The sequence below is a fragment of the Ancylobacter mangrovi genome (genome assembly GCF_024752335.1).
Lineage (GTDB): Bacteria > Pseudomonadota > Alphaproteobacteria > Rhizobiales > Xanthobacteraceae > Ancylobacter > Ancylobacter mangrovi.
This window is the reverse complement of record NZ_JANTHY010000009.1, coordinates 103796-129317: the sequence shown is the minus strand read 5'-3', so window position 1 is coordinate 129317 and position 25522 is coordinate 103796. Positions and strand designations below refer to the sequence as shown.

Sequence of the window (25522 nt, the reverse complement as noted above, 5' to 3'; positions counted from 1 at the left end):
TGCGTATAATTCGAATTCGATGGGGACCGGCCTATATTCCGACCAGAAACGGCGCCCGGCGCCGCATTGGAATTCAACCCCGAGGTATAGTGAAGTGTCCCCTCTACCGATGATTTCGATCATCGACGATGACGAATCGGTTCGCGTCGCGACGGAAAGCCTGGTGCGCTCGCTGGGCCTCGCCGCCCGCACCTTCGCCTCCGCCGAGGATTTCCTGAAATCCTCGCTGGTCGAGGAGACGGCCTGCGTCATCACCGATGTGCAGATGCCCGGCATGAGCGGGGTCGAGCTGCAGAGCGTGCTGCGCGCCCGCGGCGCGGATACGCCGCTCATCTTCATCACCGCCTTCCCCGAGGAACGCGTCCGCCGGCAGGCGGATGCGGGTGGCGCCATCGGCTTCCTCGCCAAGCCCTTCGACGGCTCCGCCATGATCGAATGCATCGACCGCGCCCTGACCGCGCGCGGCGCAGCGCCCCGCCCCTGAGCGGGACGCAGAGCGCCGAAGCCTCCGACGACCGAAGACCGGACAGCGGAAGTCCGAGACAGTGGAAGTCCGGGACAGCGGCCGACAGATCGGCTCTAATGTCGACATGACCCGTTCTCCAGTCCCGCCGGCGCGCGCGAGGCGCTGGCCGCTACGCGCCGGACTGCTGTTCCTGCTCCGGCTCCTGCTCGCGATCATCATTCTCGCCGACGAGCTGTTCCGGCCGTTCTACCGTCCGCTGATCGACCGCCTCGCCGCGCTCAGGCTGATGCGGGCCTTCGAGCGCTGGGTCGGCGCGCGCTCGCCCTTCACCATCCTGGTCCTGCTCGCCATTCCCTACCTCACGGTCGAGCCGTTCAAGTTCATCGCGCTGATCTGGATCGCCGACGGCGCGGTGCGCACGGGGACGCTGGCGCTGGTGCTGGCCTATCTGATCAGCTTCGTCGTGGTCGAGCGCATCTTCACCGCCGGCCGGCCGAAGCTGATGACCATTGCGTGGATGGCCTGGCTGATCGAGACCGCGACCGCCGTGCAGCGCCAGCTCTTCGCCTGGCTGCGGATCGACCTCATCAAGCAGGAGACGCTGCGTCAGCTTCGCCGGCTGCGAGCCTCGCTCCGCTGAGCGGGCAAACGCAGGTATGAGCGATCTAGACGAGCGGTCAATTCTCAAGCGCGGGGCAGCGCCCTAGATCATTGTCGTGGGACGGGCCTCTCGCCTGTCTTCCTCTACGGGTGTACCGTCGCACCGGTCTCCCGGGTCAATCTCGATCGTCAGCCATGGAGCGCGACAATGGACTCAGCCTCGGCAAAGAGCCGCCAGAAGGCCCCTCTCTCCACCCCCACCGATCTCGGCTCGAACGCCACGCGTGACGTTGCCGCCGCGCTCACCGGCGTCCTCGCCGACATGTTCGCCCTGTACCTGAAGACGAAGAACTTCCACTGGCACATGTCCGGCCCGCATTTCCGCGACTATCACCTGCTGCTGGACGAGCATGGCGACCAGATCTTCGCCACCACGGACGACCTCGCCGAGCGCGCGCGCAAGGTCGGCGGCACGACGCTGCGCTCGATCGGCCATATCAGCCGGCTCCAGCGGCTCGAGGACAACGACGCCGAATATGTCACCCCCGAGGACATGCTGGCCGAGCTCGCCGAGGACAACCGCCGCATGGTCGGCTTCCTGCGCGAGGCCCACAATGTGTGCGACGAGTACGAGGACGTCGCCAGCGCCAGCCTGATCGAGAACTGGATCGACGAGGCCGAGCGCCGCGCGTGGTTCCTGTTCGAGATGACCCGCAAGCCCAAATAGGCAGCAAGGCGAGGCACGCCCGACTGCCTCGCGCCAGAACCCGAGACCGGCCGGCGCCACGCCGGCCGGAATGATTCCCGGCTATCCCGAGAAGCCGCCGGCGGCGAGGAAGGCCGCCTCTTCCGCCGTCGTCACGCGGCCCAGCACGGAATTGCGGTGCGGGAAGCGGCCGAAGCGGCGGATGATGTCCCGGTGCCCATCGGCGTGCCTGAGCACCTCCTCCCCGATCCCGGCGCAGATCGAGACCGAGATGTCCTGGTCCGCCATCTGCTCGGAGTGGCCGAAGGGAAGGCTGAAGAAGACGCGCAGCGCCGGCTCCACCTGCCCGTCGAGGCCCGCGAGCCGCGCATGGCGGGCATAGAAGCGCGCCAGCGGATCGGTCGCGTACATGTGGCCGGTGCCGCGAAAGGCGTTGCGCGGAAACTGGTCGGTGAGGATCAGCAGCGCCAGCGTGCCCTCGGCCGTCGCCATCCAGCCGTCGTGCCGGCGGGCGGCCACCTCCATGTGGAGATCGAGGAACAGGTCGCGGAACTGCCGGTCGAACGCGTCGTCCTTGGCGAACCAGCGCTCCTCGCCGGCCTCGCGCCAGAACGCGACCACGCCCGCGCCATCGCCATCGGCGCTCACGAGGAAGCCCCCGGCGGCGCGGTGCCGCCCGGCTTGTTGCCGTGAATGAAGTCGAGGCCGGCATAGATGCCGCCGGTGAGTTCCTCGGCGAACCGCGCCGCGTCGCGGCGCCTGACATCCTCCATCACCCGCGCGCACTCCTCCTCGTCCACGTCCATCAGCCGTAGCGCCTGCTCGCCGAGGGCGAGCGCCGATTCGAAGGTCTCGCGGATCTGCCAGTCCGCGCCGGCATGGACGAGCGCCACCGCGTGCTCGCGATTCATGGCGCGGGCGAGCACCGGCACCAGCGGGAACTCGGCCTTCACCAGTTCGACGATCCGCACGATCGACTCGGGATCGTTCGCCGCCACCACGATCAGCCGCGCCTCGGGCGCGCCGGCCGCGTGGAGGATGTCGAGCCGCGTGCCGTCGCCATAATAGACCTTGAAGCCGAAATCGCGCGCGTCGCGGATCATGTCGGGGTCGGATTCGATGATCGAGATCGAGCAGCTGCGCGCCAGCAGCGGCTGGCTGACGATCTGGCCGAAGCGGCCGAAGCCGATCAGCAGCACGCTGGCGGACAGGTTCTCGGCCGCATCGATGCCGTCCATCGAGGGCGCCACCTTCGGCATCAGCCGGTCATGCGCCATCATAAGCAGCGGCGTCAGCGCCATCGAGACGATGATGGTCGCGGTCAGGATCGCGTTGGCCTCGCCGTCGATGATGCCCACCGCCGATGCGGCGGCGTAGAGCACGAAGGCGAACTCGCCGCCCTGCGCCATCAGCACCGCCCGCTCCAGCGCCTCGCGGTTGCTCGCCCGGAACAGCCGCGCGACGGCGTAGATGCCGATCATCTTCAGCACCATGTAGGCGACGACGGATATGGCGATCAGCGCCCAGTTGGCGGCGATGACGTCGAGGTCCAGCGCCATGCCGACGCCGAGGAAGAACAGCCCCAGCAGCACGCCGCGGAACGGCTCGACATCGGCTTCGAGCTGGTGGCGGAAGGAGGATTCCGACAGCAGCACGCCCGCCAGGAAGGCGCCCATCGCCATCGACAGCCCGCCGAACTGCATCGCCAGCGCCGCGCCGAGCACGACGAACAGTGCGGCCGCCGTCATCACCTCGCGCGCCCGCGCCTTGCCGAGGATGCGGAACATGGGATCGAGCAGATAGCGCCCGGCAATCACCAGCGCGGCGATCGAGGCGAGCCCGATGCCGATGCTGGTGAGCCGGTCGGCCAGCGTCGCGTTTTCACCGCCCGGCGCGAGGAAGGCGACCAGCGCCAGCAGTGGCACGATGGCGAGGTCCTCCAGCAGCAGGATGGCGACGATGCGCCTTCCCTTGGGCAGGGCGAGCGAGCGCCGCTCCTCCAGCATCTGCATGACGATCGCCGTGGAGGTGAGCACGAAGCCGGTGCCGGCGACGAAGCTCTGCGCCACCGGATAGCCGAGCGCGAGGCCGACGCAGGTCAGCACGCCGATACACACCAGCACCTGCGCCAGCCCGAGCCCGAAGATCTCCCCGCGCATCGCCCACAGCCGCGAGGGCTGCATCTCCAGCCCGATGACGAACAGGAACATCACCACGCCGAGTTCGGCGACGTGCAGGATCGACTGCGGGTCGCTGAACAGGCCGAGGCCGAACGGCCCGATGACGAGGCCGGCGGCGAGATAGCCCAGCACCGAGCCGAGGCCGAGCTTCTTGAACAGCGGCACCGCGACCACCGCCGCGCCCAGCAGCACGACGACGGGAACGAGATTGAAGCCGCCATGCGCGGCGGCCTGGCTGGCGTGAACGGCTTCGGCAGCCTCGGCGACCATGCTTTGCTCCCTGGGGAATCACAGGAACCGCATCCGCGGCCTTACGCAACGCTACCTCAGAATGGCGGCCGCGTTTCACCCCGCCGCCGCGCAGGCCACCTTCCCGCCTTCCCATTTCGTCGTATAGCCGCCACCGACGAGGCGGGTCTGGCCCGTCATCCACCGGCCGTCAGAGGCCGGGAACCGGATATAGGGGACGATGTCTTCGATATCGGTCGGTCCGATCATGAAGAACACTGACGGCGCCGCCCGCTCGGTGAGCTGGTGCCGATCGACCCGGTGGGTCCCGCCGCCGTCTCGCCGCAGATCACGCCTCGCCCTCCAACGGCCGCGTCGAGCCTCGGATGGGTGGCCTCATGCGCACGCGGCAGAGCCCGGACCGGTCAGCTTCAACCGATCCCAGCCAACGACGTGGGCGGCCCATAGAAGCTAGCGAGCCGGTCGAGGTGACGTCCACCCATCGTGCGCCGCCGATGACGCCGCTCTGCCCGCACCGCCGGCATCCTCGCGCCAGCCTCAGCCGGTCAGGTTCTCGCCCCCGTTGAGGTGCATCACCGTGCCAGTCATGTAGGCGGCCGCGTCGGAGGCGAGGAAGGCGGCGATCTTCGCTACCTCGTCGGTGCGCCCGTGCCGGCGCAGCGGGATGCCCGCCAGCCGCTCCGGGCTGGTCTCCAGCAGCGCGGTCTCGATGCCGCCGGGCGCAATCGCGTTGACCGTGATGCCCCAGGGCGCGAATTCCAGTGCCCATGACTTGGTGAGGCCGAGAATGGCCGCCTTGGACGCCGCATAGATCGACGAATCCGCGTGGCCGAACACGCCCCAGTTCGACGAGGTGTTGACGATCCGCCCGGCGCGGCGCGCCTTCATGCCGGCGATCACGCCCCGCGTCGCCGCGATGGTGCCGCCGACATTCACCTTGAAGACGAGGTCGACGAAATCGGGCGTCACGACGTCCATCGGGCCGTCGCCGGCGATGCCGACATTGTTCACCAGCGCGTCGATCGCCCGCACCGAATCGAGCGCGCGCACGCCTTCCTCGAAGCGATCGGCCTCGCACACGTCGCAGGCGAAGGGCGCCGCCGCCGGCACCAGCGCAAGCGTGCCGGCGAGGGCCTCGTGCGAGATGTCGTGCGCGATCACGTGGCAGCCGAGCGCGGCGAAATGGACCGCATGCGCCTGGCCGATGCCCGACCCGGCGCCGGTGATCAGGACCGTCCGGCCGGCGAGGTCTGCGCTCATGGCCGCCCCGCGAGATAGTCGAAGGCGGTGAGCACATAGATCCGCCCGAGCGCCACCAGTTCGTCGATAGCGACGTGCTCGTCGGCCGCGCCCATGTTCACCGGCGTCAGCCCGCACACCACGGTCGGCACGCCCGCCGCCCGATAGTGGCGCGCGTCCGACGCGCCGACCCGCATGTTCAGCACCGGGTCGATGTCGAGCACCTTGCGCACGTTGCGCGCCAGAAGGCCGATGACCGGATGCTCCGGGTCGGTCCAGCTCGCCTCGTAGCGCCGCGTGATCTCGACGGCGACGCCGTGCTCGGCGGCGATGCGCAGGATCTCGGCCTCGATCGTGGCGACGCTGATGCCGACCGGGATCCGCACGTCCGCCGTCGCCTCGGCATGGTCGGCGACGAGGTTCGACAGCCGCCCCCCGCTCATGGTGCCGAAGGTCACCGTCACCTTGCCGAGAACCTCGCTCTCGCCGGCGCCGGAAAGTTCCTCGGAGACCGGGCCCGCCGCCGCGATCGCCTCGACCACCTTCTGCGGCGCCGCCACCGGCAGGTCGCGGATGGCGCGCAGTGCGGCGATGGCGTCGATCAGCTTCTCCAGCGCGCTCTCGCCCTTATGCACATGGGCGGCATGGGCGGAGCGGCCGCTGGCGGACAGCTTCATCCAGATCATACCCTTCTCGCCGAAGCGCAGCACCCGCGGCGAGCCGGCATCGGCGCTGATCATCACGTCGCCGCCGGCATGGGGCACCGTGTCGAGCAGCAGGCGCGAGCCGAGCACGCCCATGGTCTCCTCGTCGCCGGCGAAGGTGGCGACGAGCTCGCCCGCGAGCTGCTCGCGGATCGGCGCGAGGCGGCGCAGCGCGAACAGGATCGCCGCGATGCCCGCCTTCATGTCCGAGACGCCGAGGCCGTAGAGCTTGCCCTCACGCGCCTCCCCGGTCGGATCGGCGGTCCATTCGGCCGCGTTGCCGAGCGGGAACGTGTCCATATGGCCGTTGAAGACGAGACGCGGGCCGGGCTTGCCGCCCTTCAGCCGCAGCACGAGGTTCATCACGTGCTCGGCGCCGGGATGACGCTCGATCTCGATCCCCGGCAGGTCGGCGATCAGGGCGACGATTTCCTCGGTCATCGCCCGCGTGTCGCCCGGCGGCGTCCCGCTCGGGCAGGCGACGAGGCGCTTGGTGGCCTCGACCAGCCAGTCCGCATCCGCGCCGGCGGCCTCGTCCGGCAGATCTTTCGTCGTCGCGTCGCTCGTCATCGTATCGCCCATTCTCAGCCCGCCCTCAGCGCGGCGGTCGCCGCCTCGTCGACCGCGCCGCCCGGCGTCAGCGCCACCCGATAGACGTCGCGCGCCCGGGCGGGGCTGATCCAGCCCTCCTCGACGTCGCGCGCCACGCGATGGGGATCGCGCGTCAGCGCGTCGCCATAGCCGCCCCCGCCATTGGTCATCGAGACCACGCGCTGGTCGCGCCGCACATGGACATGCTCGGAGGTCGTCATCTCGGTGATCTCGCCGGCGTCGGATTCGAGATATTGCCGCGCCGGCCGGGCATCACCGCCGCCGCGCGTGCCGAGCGAAGGGTTCACCGTGCCGTCGGAGCAGAAGCCGAGCTCGAAATCGCAGTCGATCGGGCGGAATGCCGTCACGATGCCCGGCGCCCCGCGATGCGCTCCGGCGCCCTCGCTGTCGGTCAGGATCTTGCGGGTCTCGATCATCATCGGGTGCAGCATCTCGTCGATCTCGACGCTGTCGTAGAACGGCATGCCGGCATTGCCCATGCAGAACAGCGAGAGCCAGCCATCTTCCACCGGCGTGCCCGGCCCGCCGCCGGCGGCGAGGATCACCTCATTGACGAAGGCATGGCCGTTGCGCGGGTCGTGGCCCGAGATCACGCCCGCCGCGGGCGGCAGCGCCGCGCCGCCCTCCGCCATGCCGACCTTCGGGTCGATCGCGGCCATGGCGAGTTGCACCGCGTTGGAGACGCGGTCGCCCAGATTGGTGGTGGCGACCGAGGTGGAATGGGGATGGCGGGGAATGCCGACGCAGCAATTCTCGCGCAGCTTCACCTCGATCCGGCGCAGGCTCCCCGCATTGGGCGTCACCGGCTTGGGCAGGCTGTTCAGCACCCCGACCAGCGCCGCCGTGCGGGCGCAGGCATGGGAGAGGTTCACCCCCACCGGCAGGCAGTCGATATTGTCGGTGAGGTCGACCGTGATCATGCCGTTCGCCGCGTCCACCGTGACGTCGGCATTGGCGGGAATGCCGCCCGCCGGCGTGCCGGGCAGCGGGTCGTGCGTGCAGGTGCCGCGGGCCGAGCCAGAGGCGATGGTCGAGATGATCTCCACCATCTGGCGCTCGGTCATGTCGAACCACTGCCGGGCGTGCTCGGAGAGCGCCTCCCAGCCCAGCTCCGCGCCCATGCGCATGATCTCGCGCTCGCCGATCCGCGCCGCGCCCAGCATGGCGAGATAGTCGCCGCGCCACTGCTCGGGCACGCGGATGCGCATCATGCACATGTTGATGATGTCGCGATTGTCCGTGTAGTCCGACTGCACCTTCACCGCCGGGAAGATCAGCGCACCTTCCTCATACACGTCGCGGGCGTTGCCCATATAGGTCGTGGGCAGCGAGTTGCCGCAGTCCGCCTGGTGCGCCTTCGCCACCACGGTGAAGCGGTGCACGTCGTTATCGTCGAACACCGGCACCAGTATGGTGTGGTCGGCGGCGTGCGAATTGCCGTGATAGGGCGAGTTGTGCAGGAAGGCGTCGCCGCGCTTGAGGTTGGGATGGATGTCGAGCATCGCCCGCGCCATCAGGTCGGCGCCCCCGATCACGTGGATCGGGTAGCTGTCGGCGGCGGTCAGCAGCTCGCAATCGGCGGTCACCAGCGCGCAGGAGAAGTCGCGCGCGGTGTTGATGACGCCCGAGCGGGCGGTGCGCAGCAGCGTGTTGGCCATCTTGCGCGTCACGCCGTCGAAGCGCTTCTGCATGATGGCGAGCTTGACGCCGCTGGCGAGCGGGGCCGTCGGGGTCTGGGTCTGGACGTTCATCGGCCGGTCTCCTCAGGCTGCGCTGCGCACGACGAGGTGCCCGCCGGGCCGGCGCACGGCCCGCGCCCCCGGGTTCACGACGATGGTGGTGAAGTTGCTGTCGACGATGGCGGGACCTGTGATCTCCTCGCCCTCCGCCATGTGCTCGAGCCGGTAGGCCGGCGCCTCGGTGAGGCCGGTCTCGCGGAAATACATCGGGCGCCGGGTGGAATCGGCCACCGCCCCCTCCTGCGCCAGCCGGATCAAGGTCGGGTCCGACAGCCGGCAGCGGGCGAGCGCGCGCCAGCTCATGATCTCGATCGCGTCGCCATCGTCGCGGAACGAGAACAGCTCGGTGTGGCGGGCGTGGAAATCGGCGATCAGCGCCGCCACGTCCGCTTCGCTGGCGAAGCCGTCGCCGCGCAGCGGCACGTCGATCTCCCACACCTGGCTCGGATAGCGGCCCTCGATGGAGAAATCGATGCGCTTGTCGCGCGCATGCGGCCCGGCCTTGGCGAAGAAGCCCTGCGCCTGAGCCGCCAGCTCGGCGATGATGGCATTGGCCTTGTCGCGGTCGAAGGCGGTGGTTTTCATGAAGGCGGTGCGGGCGAATTCGGTGGTGAGCTCCGACATCATCGCCCCCGCCGCGCTCAGCGCCGCGCCGACATCGGGGAAGATCACCGTGTCGCAGCGCAGCCGCCGCGCGATCAGCACCGCGTTGATGCCCGCCGCGCCGCCGCCGCCGATCATCGCCGTCTCCTCCGGGTCGATGCCCTGCTTGACGGTGATGTCCTCGATTGCGTGCACCATGCTCTCGGTCGCGAGGTCGAGCACCGACAGCGCCGCCTCCTCCACGCCGATGCCGAGCGGCCCGGCGACCTCGCGCGCGATGGCCTCGCGCGCCGCCTCGCGCCCGAGGCTCATCTGCCCGCCGAGGAAGAAGGCCGGGTCGATATAGCCCAGCACCACGGCCGCGTCGGTGACGGTGGGCCTGGTGCCGCCGCGCCCGTAGCACACCGGCCCCGGCGTCGAGCCCGCGCTCTCCGGCCCGACATGCAGCAGCCCGGCCGCGTCGACGCGGGCAATGCTGCCACCGCCGGCACCGACGCTCTTCACGTCGACCGAGGGAAAGCCGGTGAGGTTGCCCTGATAGACCGGGCCGAGCCAGGTCTCGCGGGTCCAGGGCAAGGCACCCTCGCGCACCAGCGAGACGTCGTAGGTGGTGCCGCCGGCATCGGTGACGATGGCGGTGCGCGCGCCTTCCGCCTCGGCGAAGAACCGCCCGGCGACCGGCGCCATGGCCGGCCCGGAATTGAGCGCCAGGATCGGGCGCTCGGCGAGGTCGGCGACGTCGACCAGCCCGCCCTGCGAGGTCACCGCGAAGATCTGCCCCTTCAGCCCGCGCCCTTCCAGTCGCGCCTTCAGCGTGCGCAGATAGTCGCTCATGATCGGCTTCAGCGAGGCGTCGATGGCGCAGGACGAGGTGCGCCGATATTCGCGCACGGTCGGGTTCAACCGGTGCGAGAGCGTGTAGGGCACGCCCGGCAGGTGCTCCTCCAGCAGCTCGGCCACCCGCTCCTCATGCGCCGGATTGACGATCGACCAGATGAGCGCGACCGCCACCGCCTCCACCTTCTTCGCCTTCAGCTCGGCGATGATGGCGAGCACCGCCGCCTCGTCGAGCGGCTTGTGGACGCGCCCGTCGGCCCAGATGCGTCCGGGCACCTCGAAGGTCAGCGCGCGCGGGATATAGGGCGCGGGATAGGGAACGCGGTAGTTGAACGGGTCGGTGCGCCCGCCCTCGCGGATCAGCAAGATGTCCGGGTGGCCCTCGGTCGCCAGCAGCGCGGTGCGCGCGGCGTTGCCGGTGATCACCGCGTTGATGGCGCGGGTGGTCGAGTGGAACAGGATCTCGGTCTCGCCGAGAAGCGCCTCGACCCCGACGCCGCGGGCCTGCGCGGCGAGCTCGATCGCGCCGAGAATGCCGCCGATCGGATCGGGATAGGTGGTCGGCGACTTGAACATCGTCGCCGCCCTGCCGGGCTCGTCCACCATCAGATCGGTGAAGGTCCCGCCCACGTCGATCGACATTCGCATTTTGCCCAACTCCCATACGGTGATATTCATCTTATGCAAGAGAGTTGCATATAAGACAAGTTAATTTGCTTTAACGCCAGTGATCCGCCCTAACTTGCGTGGTGCACAAGCGAAAAGGGTTCTGCTAGACAGGCAAATAAGCCAGCCGGGAATCGGAAGCGGGCAGCATGCCGACGGCTGGCGGCAGAGGGAACGAACGCGCCCATGGCCAATTCGGATGGCGAGAAGCTCGACGAGGGACTGGCGGCGGTCGGGCCGCGCGTGCGCTATCTGCGCCGGCTGCACCGCCTGCGCCTCAAGGACCTCGCCGCGCTCGCCGGCTGCTCGGAAAGCCTGCTCTCGCGCATCGAGAACGCGCTGGTCGTTCCCTCGCTGAGCACGCTGCACCGGCTCTCCAAGGCCCTCAACGTCAATGTCGCGGCGCTGATCGACCCGAAGGAAGAGCAGATCTGCACCATCTACGGGCCCAACGACCGGCCGCGCTACACCCGCGCCGCCGAGGAAGGCGACGGCAGCACGGCGGAGATCCTCACCCCCTTCTCCGAGCATCGCCAGCTCGAGGGGCTGCTGCTGGAAATGCCGGCCCACGGGCCGATGTGCGGCCCGTTCCAGCACGCGGGCGAGGAGGTCGGCTATGTCCTCGCCGGCGAGCTCGAGCTCCATGTGGAAGGCGAGCAGTACCGCGTGCCGACCGGCTACAGCTTCTTCTACCAGTCGGACCGCATCCACAGCTACCGCGCCTCCGGCGACGAGAATTGCCGCGTCATCTGGATCAACACCCCGCCGACCTTCTGAAGGCCGGCGGCCGGCCGACCCTCCCCGTTAGGCAGGCACCGCTCAGGCCGGATTGACTGCCCGCAGGAAGCGCTGCGTGCGCTCCTGGCGCGGATTGTCGATCACCGTCTCGGGCGTGCCCTCCTCGACGACCACGCCGCCATCCATGAACACCACCCGGTCCGCCACCTCGCGGGCGAAGCGGATCTCGTGCGTGACGACGATCATGGTCATGCCGGCCTCGGCCAGCTTGCGCATGACGGTCAGCACCTCGCCGACCAGCTCCGGGTCGAGCGCGGAGGTGGGCTCGTCGAACAGCATCACCCGCGGCGAGGTCGCGAGCGCGCGGGCGATCGCCACGCGCTGCTGCTGGCCGCCCGAGAGCCGGTGCGGCAGGTGGTTCACGTGGTTCTGCAGCCCCACGGCCGCCAGCAGCCGCAGCGCGGTCTCGCGCGCCTGGGCATTGGGCACGCCGAACACGCGCACCGGCGCCTCCATCACGTTCTCCAGCGCCGTCAGGTGGTTGAACAGGTTGAAGTGCTGGAACACCATGGAGAGCCGCGCCCTGGCGCGGGCGCGCGCCAGCCGGCCGGTCGGGCGCGGCTGGCCGCCCGCCACCGGCTCGTAGCCGACGAACTCGCCCCCGACCGTGATCGTGCCCCAGTCGACCGGCTCCAGATGGTTGATGGTGCGCAGGAAGGTGCTCTTGCCCGAGCCGCTGGGGCCGAGCAGCACCACCACCTCGCCGCGATTGACCGTGAGGTCGACGCCGCGCAGCACCTTGTTGGACCCGTAGTCCTTCTGCACGTTGTGGCAGACGACCAGCGGCTCGCCACGCGGCACGGGATCGGCGTCGGCATTGACGATGGTACGGAACAGGTCGTCGGAATCGCGCGCCGCGACCGCCGCCGCCTCGGCCGGGGTGTCGAGCGACGAGCGGTCCTCGCCCGCCTCGACGCCGGCTGCGGCGATGGCGGCGGCATCGGGCACCGCCTCCTCGCGGCTCAGCCGGAAGCCGAGCATGCGGCTCATCGCGCCGCCGTCCGTGCGGGTGTCCTTCTCGAGGTCGAAGCGGCGCTCGGCCCAGGCCTGCGCCACCGAGATGATGCTGACCATGACGAGGTAGATCACCGAGGTCGCCGCGAAGACCGTGAAGAACTTGTTGTTCTGCCCGACGATCTGCTGCGAGCGGAAGGTGAGTTCGTTGACGAACACGATCGAGGCGATCGAGGTCAGCTTGAGCATGCTGATCGTGTCGTTGCCGATGCCCGGCAGGATGGCGCGCATCGCCTGCGGCAGGATGATCCGGCGCAGCGTCAGGAACGGCCCCATGCCGAGCGAGGTCGCGGCGATGGACTGGTTGCGGTTCACCGACAGGATGCCGCCGCGGATGGTCTCGGCGCTGAAGGCGGCCTGGTTCAGCGAGAAGCCGACCACCGCCGTTGTGAAGCTGTCGAAGCGCAGGCCGACATAGGGCAGCGCGTTGAAGATGAAGACGAGCTGCAGCAGCTGCGGCGTGCCGCGGGTGAAGAAGATGTAGAGCCAGGCCGAGGCGTTGAGCAGCTTCTGCGAGGAGAGCCGCATCAGCGCCAGCACCAGCCCGAGCAGCAGGCCCAGCGTCATCGAGATCGCGGTGATCTGCACCGCCACCCACGCGCCCTCCCACAGGAAGGTGGAACGGCAATAGTTCAGAAACTCCCAGAACCAGCCGAACGCCATGGCGGCGTAGGGGTCCTGCATGCTCAGGCCGCTCGCCTGGTCCTCGATCGACTGGCCCTGCGCCTGGGCGAAGGCCACGGCCGTGCCGACCATGAACAGCACCGCCACGCCCGCGAGCAGCTTGGCAGATCGTTTCATCGGGAAGTCTCCGTTTCAGGGGCCGACCGGGGGCGGCCCGAGACGAGATCATGCCGGAACGGGGGCCCGTCCCGGCATGCTCGAAGGGTCGTAGGGTCGGATTATGCCGCCCGTGTCGTCACTTGGTGCGGATTTCCGCCGGGATCATCAGCGCCGGGTCGGTGTTGTACTTGGCGAAGATCTTCTTCTGCGTGCCGTCCGCCTGGATCACGCGGATGCCGTCATAAATCGCCTTCACCAGGTCTTCCTTGCCCTTGCCGATGCCGACGCCGATCTGGAAGCCGGAGACGATGCTGAAGGCGCGGCTATACTTGGTGGAGTTGTTCTTGGCCATGAAGTCGATATAGCCGAGGTCCCACATCAGCGCGTCGGTGCGCCCGCTCTCCAGCAGGCGCAGGCCCGCGGCGAGATCCTGGAACGGCATGGTGTTGATGGCGGCCTTGCCCTCGCTCTTGCAGACCTCCTGCTGCTTCAGCGTGGCGGCCTCCTCGATCGAGCCGATGCCGTAGGCGACGGTCTTGCCGCAGAAATCGTCGAGCTTCTCGATCTTCTGCGGGTTGCCGGCGGGCACGAGCACGCCGGTGCCGGCGCCCATATACATCACGTAGTCGACGTTCTTGGCGCGGTCGGGCTTGTAGTAGAGATCGTCCCACATGGCGTCGATCTGGCCCGAGCTCACCGCCGGCAGGATGCCGGACCACGCGCCGAGCGTGAACTTGTACTTCACGCCGGCACAGTCCATCACGGCCTTGGCCATGTCGACGGCGATGCCGTTGAGCTTGTTCAGGTCGGCGCCGTCGCGCACCACGTAGGGAGGCGTCTGCGGATCGGCACCGAAGGTCACGGTCTTGCCGGCGAGGGAGGGATATTTGGTGGCGACCTTGTCCGGCTCGCAGGTCGGATCGGCGGCGAAGGCACTGCCGGCCACCAGCAGGCCGGCGGCCAGGGCCGCAGCAGCCGTGAGGGATAGGCGAACACTCATTTCCGTCTCCTGGAAGTGCGGCCACGGCCCGAACCGCCGGCCTGTTTTTGGCAATTGATTTCAGCGAGATGCAAGTTCACTTGCATACTACGCAACTAAAGCAATTCGCATGCCAATCCAGAAGCCCGCTTCGGCCGAGGGTTTCCCGATCAAGGCGGCGGCGACGTGCCCAACTCGCAGGCACTTCACCGCCCATTGCCCACAACGGCGCCAGCCGGCCTAGACCACGCCGAGCGTCGCCACCCGCTCCCCGCGCGAGACGGTGCCCAGCGTCGTCGCCCGCACGAACAGGCCGTCGACCGGCGCCACCACTTCCTCAACAACGTCGCCAAAGACGTCGAATATGCGGCACAGGCGCTCGCCCCTGCTCACCGCCTGGCCGAGCTCGACCTCGGTCACCAACACGCCGCCATGGGTGGCGCGGATGCCGACGAAGTCGCGCATGACATGGGTCACCTTCGGCTCGACCCGCGCACCGGGGATCATGCCGAGCCCCTTGAGCAGGTTCAGCACGCATTGCGCGCCGGTCTCGACGAAATCGAGGTCGAGCCGCCCACCCTCGCCGATCTCGAAGGTGAAGCACGGCACGCCCGCGCGGGTCGCCTCGACGCACAGGATGCCATCGCTGACATACATGCCGCGCTCGCCGCGCACGATCCAGCCGGTGCCGAGCTCATGGGCGAGTTGTTCGGCGCGCTTCGCATGCGTGCCCATGCCGTGATGCGGGAGGATCGCGATCGGCACGTACTTGCCGCCGCGCGTGGGGGTGTGGACGTCGAGCGCGACGTCGCACTGCGTGATCAGGCCGAACAGCCGTGCGGCCATCACCTGGGCGATGTTGCCGTTCGCGTCGCCCGGGAAGCAGGTCCAGGCGTCGGCCGGCACCTGGTCCAGCGGCGATTTGAGGTACTGCGCCAGCGGCAGGCGGTGGTCGGCCTGCAGCGCCAGCGGCTGCTGCACCGGCACGCAGACGATGCTGCCGGCGAGATCGCCCGGATCGACCGCCGCCAGCGCCTTGGTCACCAGCGCGACGCTGTTCACCTCGTCGCCATGAATGCCGGCGCCGATATAAATTCGCGGGCCCGGCCGCACGCCGTTGATCAGGATCAGCGGCAGGCTGATGAGCGTGCCGTCGGCGAGCTCCAGCGCGGGAATGCGTGTCTTCAGGCGCTGGCCGGGGCCGACGGTGAAGCCTTCGATGGTCAGATCTTCCATCACGTCGTCCATCTGATCGTCCATGGGGGTCCTCGAACTCAGCCGGCGCGCGCGGCGGAAGCGCACGGCTCCGCGCGGGCGATGTCCGGCGTGGGGTAGCTGGCGAGCATGGCGTCGACGGCGCCGGTGGCGCGGTCCCAGTCGAAGGTGCGGAACGCCATGCCGGTCGTCACCGGGCGCGGCCCGGAATAGAACATCTCGTACTGGGTGTGGCGCGAGGCGAACTCCGAGCCGACCGCGTCCCAGGCGAGCTTGAACAGCTTCACCCGCTCCTGCGAGCTCAGGCTCGGCGAGTACTGGGTGCGCCCGATCAGCGCAGCGATCTCCGGATTGGCGAAGTCCTCCACCGATGAGGGCAGCATCAGCACGCCTCCGCCCGACAATTCGCGCAGGAAGTGGATGATCTTCGGGTAGAGGAGCTGCGACTGGATCTGCGCGGCGTAGACGAGGCCGGCATCGGGCATGAAGTACGGCCCGCGTTGGCGCCCCTTGGCCTCCATGCCGTAGACGAAGGCCTCGATCATGCCGACATGGCCGGCGAGCTCGCCCAGCGTCTCGCGCACCTGCGGGAAATTGAAGGTGCCGATGGTCTCGGTGATCTTGCGCGCCAGCCCGACCAGGAAGCGCATCTTCACCAGCAGCCGGATCTCGGCCTGATAGTTCTGGTAGGCATGGGCCGGCGTGTCGTGCCACTGGGCGAGCTGGCAGGCCGGGTCGCGGTGCACGAAGACGCGGTCCCACGGGATCTTCACGTCGTCGAAGAACAGCAGCGCGTCGTTCTCGTCGAAGCGGCTCGACAGCGGGTAATCGAAGGTCGAGGGCGAGGCCCGCTCATAGGAGCGGCGCGAGAGCAGCGACATGCCGGCAAGGTTCAGCGGCACCGCGGCGGTGAAGGCGTAGCGCCCCTCGTCCGGCTTCAGCGGGCGCAGCGTGGTCACGAGGATCTCGTTGGAGAGCACCGCGCCGGTGCCCAGCATCTTCGAGCCGCGCACCGTTATGCCGCCGGCATCCTCGTCGACGATGGCGACCGCGAGGTCGGCATTGCCCTCCGCGCTCGTCGCCTTGGAGCGGTCGCCCTGCGGGTCGATGATGACGTAGGAGATGTAGAGGTCGTTGTCGCGGGCATGGGCGTAGTAGTCGCGCACCACGTCCGGCCGGCCGCCCTCATACGCCTCGTAGACGTCGAGGCCCATATACATGGCGGCGACGGTCGAGGCGACGTGGTCGGGCGAACGGCCCATGAAGCCGTGATGCAGCTCGGCCCAGGCCACCAGCGCCTCGCGCCGCGCCACCAGCTCCTCATAGGAGGTCGGGAGCTGCCAGGCACGGCTCACGCGCCGCCCGTTGCCGGGGTCGAAGGTCATCTTCTCCCGCTGCGCCGGCTCCGCCTGGAAGTCGTACAGGCCCGCCACCGACCGCGCCGCCTGGCGGAAGGCCGGGTGCTCCGTGACGCGCTCCACGCGCTCGCCGTCGATGAAGATACGCCGCCCGTCATCCAGGCTGCGCAGATGGCTCTCGGCTGTCTTATGCCCCATGAGGGATGCCTCCACTACATCCTTTGGATTAAGGATAAGTTACTTAGGTTTGTCAATTACCTATTATGGACACGAGGATTACGATTTCGTCGGGCTTTGCGAGTGACGCCGCATCGGATACTCAGGTTTGGGGCATTGCGGCTGACGTTAGGAAGGACACTGAATGGACGAGGTTGGGCGCCCGCGGCCATTGACGACATCCCGCTCCGCGCTGCTCAGCGAGGGCACCGACCAGGCCTTCCGCGAGATGATCGGCGAGCTCATCGCCTTCTCCGGCCGGCTTCAGGAGATCCGCGAGGCGATCGCCCGGGCCATGGGCGTGACGCCGCCGCAGTACAACATCGTGATGACGCTCTCGCAGCTCGGCGACGAGGTCACCGTCACCGACCTCGCCGAACGCCTGCGGGTCAGCGTGCCCTTCATCGTCACCGAGACGCGCCGGCTGGAAGAGCTCGGCCTGCTCGAGAAGCGGGGTGATCCGGTCGACCGGCGCAGGGTCAAGCTGGTGCTGACCGACGAGGCGGCGGCAGCCCTCGACGAGATCGCGCCGGTGCAGGTGCGGGTGAACGACGTCCTGTTCCAGACGCTCGGCCCGCGAGACCTGAAATCGCTCAGCCGCCTCACGCGCGGCCTGCTCGGCTCGTGCGACGCGGCGCTGGAGGAAGCCCGCGCGGCCGGACGGGCCGAGGTCTAGCCGGGTACCGCCGGCGGCGGCAGCACGCCGTCCACCAGTGCGCGCGCCGTCCCCCAGTCGAAGGTGCGCATCATATGGGCGTGGTTCACATAGGACGCGCCGCCATAGAACATCTCGTACTGGGTGTGGCGCGAGGCGTATTCCGAGCCGAGCGCGTCCCAGGCGAGCTTCATCGTGCGCACCCGTTCGTCGGCGTCGACGATTGAGGACACCTGCGTCGCCTCGACATAGTCGCGCGTGTGAGGGCTCGTCATGTCGGCGACCGAGGACGGCAGCATGATCACCCCGCCGCCGGCGAGATCGCGGATCGCCATCACGAATTGCGGGTAGAGCTCCTGCGTCAGGGTCTGCGCGGCGTAGAGCAGGTGCGCGCTCGGCACGTAGTGCTCGCCGACCATGCGCCCTTCCGCCTCCATGCCGGCGACCAGCCCCTCCACCATCGAGGCCTGCGCCGCCAGCCGGCCGAGCACGCCCTTGACCTGGGGGATGTCGATCGTGCCGTTGATCTCGGCGACACGCCGCGCCAGCCCGGTGAGGAAGCGCATCTTCACCATCAGCCGGATCTGCGCCTGGTAGTTCTGCATCACATGCGCCGGCGTGCCGTGCCACTGCGCCGCCGCAGCAGCCGGATCGCCGCACACGAACACGCGCTCCCACGGCACCCGCACCTCGTCGAAGAACACGACGGCGTCGTTCTCGTCGAACCGGCTGGAGAGCGGATAGTCATAGACCGAGCTCGCCGCCTGCTCGTAGGAGCGGCGCGAGAGAAGGCGCACGCCGGGATGGTTGACCGGCACGGCGAAGCTCAGTGCATAGCGCTCCTCACCCGGCCGCACCGGCTGGATCGTGCCGACGAGGATCTCGTCCGCCATCACCGAGGAGGTGCCGAGCATCTTGGCGCCGGAGACGACGATGCCCTGCGAATCCCGAGACACGATATGGGCCACCACGTCGCGCGCCTGCTCGGAGGCGGAGCACGCCTTGTTGGCCTGCGGGTTCTGGATCACGTAGGTCACGAACAGGTCGCGCGCGCGCACCTCCTCGAAATACGCCGCGAAGGCCTCCGCCCGTGCCGGATCGAAACCGCGCATCACCGGCAGGCCGATCATCATCCCGGTCAGCGTGGTCGCGAGATGGTCCGGCGAGCGCCCGAGGAAGCCGCAATGGGGCGCGGACGATTCGGCGATGGCGTGGCGCCGGTCCACCAGCTCGGCATGGTTGCGCGGCAGCGACCACGCCTTGTGGACCCGTGCCTCGCCGACCGCGAAGGTCAGCCGCTCCCGGTTGGCCGGGTCGGCCTGCTGGTCGTAGAACCGCGCGAAGGAGGCGACCGCGTTGCGGAAGGCCGGGTGGGTGGAGACGTCCGCGACCGGCTCGCCATCGATCAGGACCCTGCGGCCATCATTCAGCCCGGCACGATAGGCCGCTCCGTCGCGCACACGCATCTTGCGTTCTCCACTCCCGTAAACGCCTTGCAGCTAACACCGTCATTGCATAACATGCAAGTCACTTGCATAACTCGCTTGCCCACCTGTTGCCTCCCCTCCGAACCATGAGAGCCTCATGTCCGACCGCGATTTCGTTGGCTATGGCGCGCACCCGCCGAAGGCCAACTGGCCGAACGGCGCGCGTCTCGCGCTCAACATCAACCTCAATTTCGAGGGCGGCGGCGAGCGCTCGATCATGGAGGGCGACGGCTGCTCGGAAGGCATGCTCAACGACATCGGCCAGCCCGCCATTCCGGACCGGCGCAGCCCGCTGGTCGAGAGCGTGTTCGAATACGGTTCGCGGGTCGGCGGCTGGCGGCTGCTGAACCTGTTCCGCGAGCGCGGCATCAAGGTGTGCCTGCTCGCCGTCGCCAAGGCGGCCGAGGCCAATCCCGAGCTCACCCGTGCCTTCGTCACCGAGGGCCACGAGCTGGTCTCGCACGGCTATCGCTGGATCGACTACCAGGTGGTGCCCGAGGAGATCGAGCGCGAGCACATCCGCCTCGCCGTCGAGACGCTTGAGGCGATCACCGGCGTACGGCCCACCGGCTGGATGACCGGCCGGCCGGGGCAGAACACCCGGCGCCTGCTGGTCGAGCATGGCGGCTTCGCCTATGACCGCGACTCGCTCAATGACGAGTTGCCCTACTGGCTGAAGGTCGAGGGCCGATCACACCTCGTCGTGCCCTACTCGTTCGAGACCAACGACAACCGCTTCAACGAGAACAGCGGCTTCAGCACCGGCGACGACTTCGCCCGCTACATGTGCGACTGCTTCGACGTGCTCTATGCCGAGGGCGCACGCACCCCGAAGCTGATGTCGCTCGCCATCCATGACCGCCTGATCGGCCGGCCGGGGCGCATCACCGGGCTGATGCGCTTTCTCGATCATGTCGCCAACCATTCCGACGTGTGGATCGCCACCGGCGCCGAGATCGCCGCCCACTGGCGCGCGGAGCACCCCGCGCCATGATCGGCATGCTCGGCATCACCATGGGCGCGGCGCCTGCCGGCCCGCATATCCACGTCACCGGCGCCAACGGCTTCATCGGCCGCGCGGTCGCCGACCGGCTGCGCGCGGAAGGCTGCGAGGTCAGCGGCAGCGACCTGCGCGCGGGCAACGCCGAGGACGAGGACGTTGCCGCGCTCGACCTGCGCGAACGCGCGGCGGTCATCGAGCACATCGCCGCCCTAGCGCCCGACATCGTCGTCCATGCCGGCGCGATCTCGGGGGCGATGCTCGCCGCCGACGATCCCGCGCTGATGTTCGACGTGAACGTCACCGGCACGCTGAACCTCGCCGAGGCGATGCGCCTTGCCGGCGTGCCGCGGCTGGTCTTCCTCTCCTCCAATGCGGTGTACGCGCCCGCCCCCACGCGCGCCCCGGTGCCGGAAAGCGCGCCGGTCGGCCCGGCGGACGCCTATGGCGCCTCCAAGCTCGCCGCCGAGGCGGTGCTGCGCAGCTATGCCGAAAGCCAGGGCATCGCCACCATCGCGCTCAGGGTCTCCTCGGTGTTCGGGCCGGGCCGGGTGACGCCCTACCTCGTCTCGCAGACGCTGGAGGCGATCCGCGCCGGCGAGCCGCTGACCGTGACCGACGAGCGCTCCAACATGCGTCAGTTCGTCCATGTCGACGACGTGGTCGAGGCGGTCTGGCGCGCGGTAGAAGCCGACCTTCCCGGCTTCACCCCGATCAACATCACCGGCGGCACCTATCTTTCCGAGGAAGCGATCGTGCGCCTGCTCGCGGGCGAGCCGCCGCGCGTGCCGATCACCGTCATCGGCGAGCGCGGGCGCGAGGATGACGGGCATGTCGGCCCGCTGGACATCGCCCGCGCCCGCGAGCTCCTCGGCTACGAACCCGCGGTCGACATCGCCGCCGCGCTGGGCGAGATGGCGGGCCCGATCGTCGCCGGCTCCTCGCCGGCCTGATAGCTCGCCAGCAGCTCGTCGAGGGGGGCCAGCACGCCGTCCCAGTCGGTCTCGCGCCCGACATGCTCGCGCACCACGAAAGCCGGCCCCATGTAAAAGCGCTCATATTGCGCATGGCGGCCGGCGAAGTCGGTGCCGAGCAGGTCCCAGGCGAGCTTGAACAGCTTCATCCGCTCGCGCGCGCTCCAGCCATTGCCGGCCCAGTTGGCCTCGAACACGCGCGCCGTCTCCTCGGCGTCGAGCACGCCGATATCGGCCGGCATCTGCAGCACGCTGCCGCCCATCAGCTCACGCAGGCGGGAACAGATCTTGTCGTAGTTCTGCGTCGCCCAGTAGATCGAGGCGTACATGGCGCGGCGGTCGAAGCAGGTGAAGCCGCCCGGCAGCGTCTCGTAGCCCTGGATCTGGCCGTTGATCAGCGTCGCGATCAGCGCGTCCTGCGCCGAGAGGTGGTTCAGCGCGTCGCGCACCGCCGGCACCTTGTCGGTGCCCATGCATTCGGTGATGCGCCGCGCCAGCGCCAGCATCAGCCGCGTCTTGGCCCGGTAGCGCACGCTCGACTGGTGGTTGGAGAGCGTGTGGGCGGGGGTGTCGAAATAGATCGAACGCGACCACGCCACGTCGTCGAGGGTGAAGACCCGCTCCCACGGCACCTTCACGTTCTCGCACACCACCACGCAGTCGGATTCGTCGAAATGGGTGGTGAGCGGGTTCTCGAACGTCCCCTCCCCGTGCGCCGCATAGGGCTTGCGCGACCACAGGCTGAGTCCCGGCGCGTTGACCGGCAGCGCGCAGGTGATGGAGGCGGCCTTCTGCTCCGGCGCCAGCGGCAGGATGTTGCCGATCCACAGCTCGTGGGCGAAGGCGGCGCCTGTCGCCAGCATCTTCATGCCGTTGACGATGACGCCTCCCGCATAGCTCCCCGTCACCTGCAGCGTCGGCACGGCCTCGCTGTCGCGGCCGAACTTCGCCGGGTCGCGCGTGCCCTGCGGCGGGGCCACGGCATGGGCGAGATAGAGGTCGTTGCGGCGGCAATGCTCGTAATAGGCGGTGACGTTGGCGGAGAAGTCGTGCCCGTTGCGCGCGAAGCGGTCCGGCTGCATCGCCGCGCCGGTGATGTAGCCGCCGACGAAGTCGGGCGAGCGGCCGAGCAGGCCGCAGGAGAGCTCGGCGATGACCGCGCTGCACCGGCTGCGCTCCTCGAGGTCCTCGCGGCTGCGCGGCATCAGATAATAGCCGGCGAAGCTTTCTCCGCCCTCCTCGCTCACCAGATGTCCTCGGTAGCGCGGATCGCGGCGCGCGTCCCAGATGCGGGCGAAGGAGCGGGCGCTGGGCGCGAAGCCGGGATGGGTGGTGACGTCATCGACCCGCTGCGAGCCGACATGGATCACCCGCCCGTCGCGCAGGCTCTCGAGATATTGCGCCCCGGTCATCAGCATCGGCGGTCTCCTGAACGTCTCTCAAGGTGGCGCGCACGAAAGGTACATGTTCGCGAAAGAGACTTGCATAAAATGCAAACACGTTCACAGATGACCCGAGACGGGCGCCGATTGCAAATGCCAATTCGCGTCCAAATCCCTCGCGCAGCCTTCCCGCGCCTTCGCCAGGAGCCTTCCGCATGCCGCTCGTCGACGAGATCGCCGGTTTCCACCCCGAGATGACGGCATGGCGCCGCGAGTTGCACAGCCATCCCGAGACCGCCTTCGAGGAGAACTGGACCGCGGCCTTCATCGCGGACAAGCTCAGCGCCTTCGGCCTGCCCTTCGAGAGCGGCATCGCCCGCACCGGCATCGTCGCGACGCTGAAGGGCCGGCTTGGCGAGGGACCGGCGATCGGCCTGCGCGCGGACATGGACGCGCTCGACATCACCGAGATGACCAACCTGCCCTACCGCTCGACCATTTCCGGCAAGATGCACGCCTGCGGGCACGACGGGCACATGACCATGCTGCTCGGCGCGGCGCGCCACCTCGCCGCCAACCCCGACTTCGCCGGCACGGTGCATTTCATCTTCCAGCCGGCCGAGGAGATGAACGGCGGCGGCAAGGTGATGGTGGAGGAAGGCCTGTTCGAGCGCTTCCCGATGGAGCGCGTGTTCGGCCTGCACAACTGGCCGGGACAGGCCTTCGGCAGCTTCTCGGGCAAGCCGGGGCCGATGCTCGCCTCCTCCGATCTGTTCGAGATCACGGTGAAGGGCCGCGCCGCCCACGCCGCCATGCCCCATCTCGGCATCGACCCCGTCACCGTTGCCGGCGAGCTGATCGGCGCGCTGCAGACCATCGCCAGCCGCACCGTCGACCCGCTCGAGGCGGCGGTGGTCAGCATCACGCAGGTCCATGGCGGCGACGCGTGGAACATCATCCCGGACGAGGTGGTACTGCGCGGCACGGTCCGCACTTTCCAGCCCGCCGTGCGCGATGCCGTCGAGGCGCGCGTGAAGGCGATCGCCACCGGCGTCGCCGGGCTCCACGGCGCCACCGCCTCCGTCTGGTACGACCGGCGCTATCCGCCCACCGTGAACACCGCCGCCGAGGTCGCGCTCGCGCTGGACGCGGCCGGCGCGGCGGCGGACCAAGACCACGTCATCCCCGATCCCGCCTCCTCCATGGCCTCGGAGGACTTCGCCTACATGCTGGAGAAGACGCCCGGCGCCTATCTCTGGCTCGGCAGCGGGCCGGGCCCCGCTCTCCACAGCTCGGGCTACGATTTCAACGACGAGCTTCTTCCCCTCGGCGCCAGCTACTGGGTAAGGCTGGTGGAACGTCTCCTCGCGCCCACGGCGTGAGTCCCGATCAGGTGAGGCTACGCCGATGAGAGATTTCGAAACCCCCGGCCGCTCGCTGGTGATGGCGACCAACGGCATGGCCGCGACCTCGCACCCGCTGTCGAGCCTGGTGGCGCTCAACGTGCTCCAGTCCGGCGGCAACGCGATGGATGCGGCGATCGCCGCCTGCGCCGTGCAGGGCGTCGTCGAGCCGGGCTCGACCGGGCTCGGAGGCGACTGCTTCGTGCTCTACGCCCCCGGCGGCACCGATGACATCGTCGCCTATAACGGCTCGGGCCGGGCTCCCGCCGCCGCCAATGCCGACTATTACGCCGCCCACGGCATAACGGCGCTGGAGCGCCAGTCGCCGCATGCCGTCACCGTCCCTGGGGCGGTGGAAGCCTGGGCGCGGCTGTCGCAGGACCACGGCACGCGCCCGCTCGGCGATCTGCTTCAGCCCGCCATCGCGCTGGCGCGCGGGGGCTATGCCGTCGCGCCGCGAGTCGCTCTCGACTGGCGCGAGCAGGCCGGCCTGCTGGCCGGGGACACGAACACCGCGCGCGTGTTCCTGCCCGAGGGCCACAGCCCTCATGCGGGCACGCTGCACCATCAGCCCGAGCTCGCCGCCACGCTCGAGCGTATCGCCGCCGAGGGGCCGGACGGCTTCTATCGCGGCCCCGTCGCCGAGGACATCGTCGCCTATCTGCAGAGCCTCGGCGGCCTCCACACGCTGGAGGATTTCGCCACCGCCCGCGGCGCCTATGTGACGCCGATCTCCACCCGCTTCCGCGATTTGCGGGTGCATGAATGCCCGCCCAACGGGCAGGGCATCATCGCGCTGATGCTGCTCAACATCCTGTCGCACGGCTCGACCCGCCCCGACCCGCTCTCGGCCGAGCGGGTGCATTTCGAGATGGAGGCGGCACGCCTCGCCTATTCGGTGCGCGACGCCGTGCTGTGCGACCCCGACCATATCGAAGTGCCGATGCGCGAGCTGCTGTCGAGCTCGCTGGCGAGCCAGCTCGCCGGCATGATCCGGCCCGACGCCCGCCTCGCCGAGCTGCCCGCGATCGACCTGCCGAGCCACAACGACACGGTCTACATCGCGGTGGTCGACAAGGACCGCAACGTCGCGAGCTTCATCAACTCGATCTTCAATCCCTTCGGCAGCGGCCTCGTCGCCCCGCGCTCGGGCGTGCTGCTGAACAACCGGGCGCAGGGCTTCTCGCTGAAGCCCGGCCACCCCAACGCCATCGCCGGCGGCAAGCGGCCGCTGCACACCATCATTCCCGGCCTGACGACGCGCGACGGGCGCGTGGAGCACTGCTTCGGCGTGATGGGCGGGCAGTACCAGGCGCTCGGCCAGGCCTATTTCCTCGCCCGCGTGCTCGATTACGGGCTCGACATGCAGAGCGCGATCGACATGCCGCGCGCCTGCCCGCTGTTCGGCACCGACGCGCTGGAGGTCGAGGGCAGCATGCCGGACGCGGTGCGGCGCGACCTCGCCGCGCTCGGCCACCGCATCGTGCGCCCCTCGCGCCCCATCGGCGGGGCGCAGGCGATCCGCATCGACTGGGCCAACGGCGTGCTCACCGGCGCCTCCGATCCGCGCAAGGACGGCTGCGCGCTCGGCTACTGAAGCCCGGTGGCGGCGCCAGGCCGGCACGATACCCCGGCACGTTGCCCACGAATCGGGCGC

General features: G+C 69.0%; 22 protein-coding genes. 9 read left to right on the top strand and 13 right to left on the bottom strand.

Annotated elements, in window-relative coordinates; genetic code table 11:
* The first annotated feature begins 109 nt into the window (after nucleotides 1-109).
* The 3 genes from NVS83_RS19735 (at nucleotide 110) to NVS83_RS19725 (ending at nucleotide 1793) form a co-directional block, all read left to right on the top strand.
* Nucleotides 110-484: a response regulator transcription factor gene (locus tag NVS83_RS19735; protein WP_258733111.1), complete on the top strand. Its 375-nt coding sequence runs from the start codon at nucleotides 110-112 to the stop codon at nucleotides 482-484.
* A gap of 106 nt (nucleotides 485-590) precedes the next feature.
* On the top strand, nucleotides 591-1106 hold the full coding sequence (locus tag NVS83_RS19730; protein WP_258740829.1) for a hypothetical protein: 516 nt from the start codon (nucleotides 591-593) through the stop codon (nucleotides 1104-1106).
* A 168-nt stretch (nucleotides 1107-1274) separates the two neighbouring features.
* A complete protein-coding gene (locus NVS83_RS19725; RefSeq protein ID WP_258733113.1) occupies nucleotides 1275-1793 on the top strand; it encodes a Dps family protein in 519 nt (172 codons plus the stop codon).
* Between the two features lie 81 nt (nucleotides 1794-1874).
* Here NVS83_RS19725 and NVS83_RS19720 read toward each other — a convergent pair whose 3' ends face one another.
* From NVS83_RS19720 to NVS83_RS19690, 7 genes are all read right to left on the bottom strand, one after another.
* Nucleotides 1875-2420, bottom strand: coding sequence for a DUF924 family protein (locus NVS83_RS19720; RefSeq protein ID WP_258740828.1), 546 nt, complete (start codon nucleotides 2418-2420; stop codon nucleotides 1875-1877).
* Entirely contained in the window at nucleotides 2417-4222 is a 1806-nt protein-coding gene (locus NVS83_RS19715) for a monovalent cation:proton antiporter-2 (CPA2) family protein (protein WP_258740827.1), read from the bottom strand. The genes NVS83_RS19720 and NVS83_RS19715 overlap by 4 nt, the downstream gene beginning before the upstream one ends.
* 75 nt (nucleotides 4223-4297) lie before the next feature.
* On the bottom strand, nucleotides 4298-4459 hold the full coding sequence (locus NVS83_RS19710; RefSeq protein WP_258740893.1) for a hypothetical protein: 162 nt from the start codon (nucleotides 4457-4459) through the stop codon (nucleotides 4298-4300).
* 279 nt (nucleotides 4460-4738) lie between these two features.
* Nucleotides 4739-5461 carry an SDR family NAD(P)-dependent oxidoreductase gene (locus tag NVS83_RS19705; RefSeq protein ID WP_258740826.1) on the bottom strand — a complete coding sequence of 241 codons (723 nt, stop codon included), beginning with the start codon at nucleotides 5459-5461 and terminating at the stop codon, nucleotides 4739-4741.
* Nucleotides 5458-6726 (bottom strand): M20/M25/M40 family metallo-hydrolase, encoded by a 1269-nt coding sequence (locus NVS83_RS19700; RefSeq protein WP_258740825.1) that lies wholly within the window; start codon nucleotides 6724-6726, stop codon nucleotides 5458-5460. The genes NVS83_RS19705 and NVS83_RS19700 overlap by 4 nt, the downstream gene beginning before the upstream one ends.
* Nucleotides 6727-6728: 2 nt before the next feature.
* Nucleotides 6729-8507 carry a hydantoinase B/oxoprolinase family protein gene (locus NVS83_RS19695; RefSeq protein ID WP_258740824.1) on the bottom strand — a complete coding sequence of 593 codons (1779 nt, stop codon included), beginning with the start codon at nucleotides 8505-8507 and terminating at the stop codon, nucleotides 6729-6731.
* A 12-nt stretch (nucleotides 8508-8519) separates the two neighbouring features.
* Nucleotides 8520-10577, bottom strand: coding sequence for a hydantoinase/oxoprolinase family protein (locus tag NVS83_RS19690; RefSeq protein WP_258740823.1), 2058 nt, complete (start codon nucleotides 10575-10577; stop codon nucleotides 8520-8522).
* Between the two features lie 210 nt (nucleotides 10578-10787).
* On the opposite strand from NVS83_RS19690, the gene NVS83_RS19685 reads away from it, so the two are divergent.
* The gene (locus tag NVS83_RS19685; protein ID WP_258733120.1) at nucleotides 10788-11378 is read left to right on the top strand and encodes a helix-turn-helix domain-containing protein; all 591 of its coding nucleotides are present in this window, start codon (nucleotides 10788-10790) and stop codon (nucleotides 11376-11378) included.
* A 42-nt stretch (nucleotides 11379-11420) separates the two neighbouring features.
* Here NVS83_RS19685 and NVS83_RS23485 read toward each other — a convergent pair whose 3' ends face one another.
* The 4 genes from NVS83_RS23485 to NVS83_RS19660 form a co-directional block, all read right to left on the bottom strand.
* Entirely contained in the window at nucleotides 11421-13214 is a 1794-nt protein-coding gene (locus NVS83_RS23485) for an amino acid ABC transporter permease/ATP-binding protein (protein WP_309486224.1), read from the bottom strand.
* Between the two features lie 118 nt (nucleotides 13215-13332).
* Nucleotides 13333-14196, bottom strand: coding sequence for an ABC transporter substrate-binding protein (locus tag NVS83_RS19670; protein ID WP_258733121.1), 864 nt, complete (start codon nucleotides 14194-14196; stop codon nucleotides 13333-13335).
* 219 nt (nucleotides 14197-14415) lie between these two features.
* Entirely contained in the window at nucleotides 14416-15435 is a 1020-nt protein-coding gene (locus NVS83_RS19665) for a succinylglutamate desuccinylase/aspartoacylase family protein (protein WP_258740822.1), read from the bottom strand.
* A 14-nt stretch (nucleotides 15436-15449) separates the two neighbouring features.
* Nucleotides 15450-16946, bottom strand: a complete 1497-nt coding sequence (locus NVS83_RS19660) for a 4-hydroxyphenylacetate 3-hydroxylase family protein (protein ID WP_258740821.1) — start codon at nucleotides 16944-16946, stop codon at nucleotides 15450-15452.
* Between the two features lie 163 nt (nucleotides 16947-17109).
* Here NVS83_RS19660 and NVS83_RS19655 point away from each other — a divergent pair, with 163 nt between their 5' ends.
* Nucleotides 17110-17640 (top strand): MarR family winged helix-turn-helix transcriptional regulator, encoded by a 531-nt coding sequence (locus tag NVS83_RS19655; protein WP_258740820.1) that lies wholly within the window; start codon nucleotides 17110-17112, stop codon nucleotides 17638-17640.
* Here the strand turns inward: NVS83_RS19655 and NVS83_RS19650 are convergent.
* Nucleotides 17637-19085 (bottom strand): 4-hydroxyphenylacetate 3-hydroxylase family protein, encoded by a 1449-nt coding sequence (locus tag NVS83_RS19650; protein WP_258740819.1) that lies wholly within the window; start codon nucleotides 19083-19085, stop codon nucleotides 17637-17639. The two genes, NVS83_RS19655 and NVS83_RS19650, sit on opposite strands and share 4 nt — an antisense overlap.
* 118 nt (nucleotides 19086-19203) lie before the next feature.
* Between NVS83_RS19650 and NVS83_RS19645 the strand changes: the two genes are divergently transcribed.
* Together NVS83_RS19645 and NVS83_RS19640 are read left to right on the top strand one after the other, a co-directional pair.
* Entirely contained in the window at nucleotides 19204-20100 is an 897-nt protein-coding gene (locus NVS83_RS19645; protein WP_258740818.1) for a polysaccharide deacetylase family protein, read from the top strand.
* Nucleotides 20097-21059 (top strand): NAD-dependent epimerase/dehydratase family protein, encoded by a 963-nt coding sequence (locus NVS83_RS19640; protein WP_258740817.1) that lies wholly within the window; start codon nucleotides 20097-20099, stop codon nucleotides 21057-21059. Before NVS83_RS19645 ends, NVS83_RS19640 begins: the two co-directional genes overlap by 4 nt.
* On the opposite strand, the gene NVS83_RS19635 is transcribed toward NVS83_RS19640, so the two are convergent.
* Nucleotides 20981-22498 carry a 4-hydroxyphenylacetate 3-hydroxylase family protein gene (locus NVS83_RS19635; RefSeq protein ID WP_258740816.1) on the bottom strand — a complete coding sequence of 506 codons (1518 nt, stop codon included), beginning with the start codon at nucleotides 22496-22498 and terminating at the stop codon, nucleotides 20981-20983. The genes NVS83_RS19640 and NVS83_RS19635 overlap by 79 nt on opposite strands.
* A 179-nt stretch (nucleotides 22499-22677) precedes the next feature.
* On the opposite strand from NVS83_RS19635, the gene NVS83_RS19630 reads away from it, so the two are divergent.
* A complete protein-coding gene (locus NVS83_RS19630) occupies nucleotides 22678-23844 on the top strand; it encodes a M20 aminoacylase family protein (protein ID WP_258740815.1) in 1167 nt (388 codons plus the stop codon).
* 25 nt (nucleotides 23845-23869) lie between these two features.
* Nucleotides 23870-25462, top strand: a complete 1593-nt coding sequence (gene ggt, locus NVS83_RS19625; protein ID WP_258740814.1) for a gamma-glutamyltransferase — start codon at nucleotides 23870-23872, stop codon at nucleotides 25460-25462.
* Nucleotides 25463-25522 lie beyond the last annotated feature (60 nt).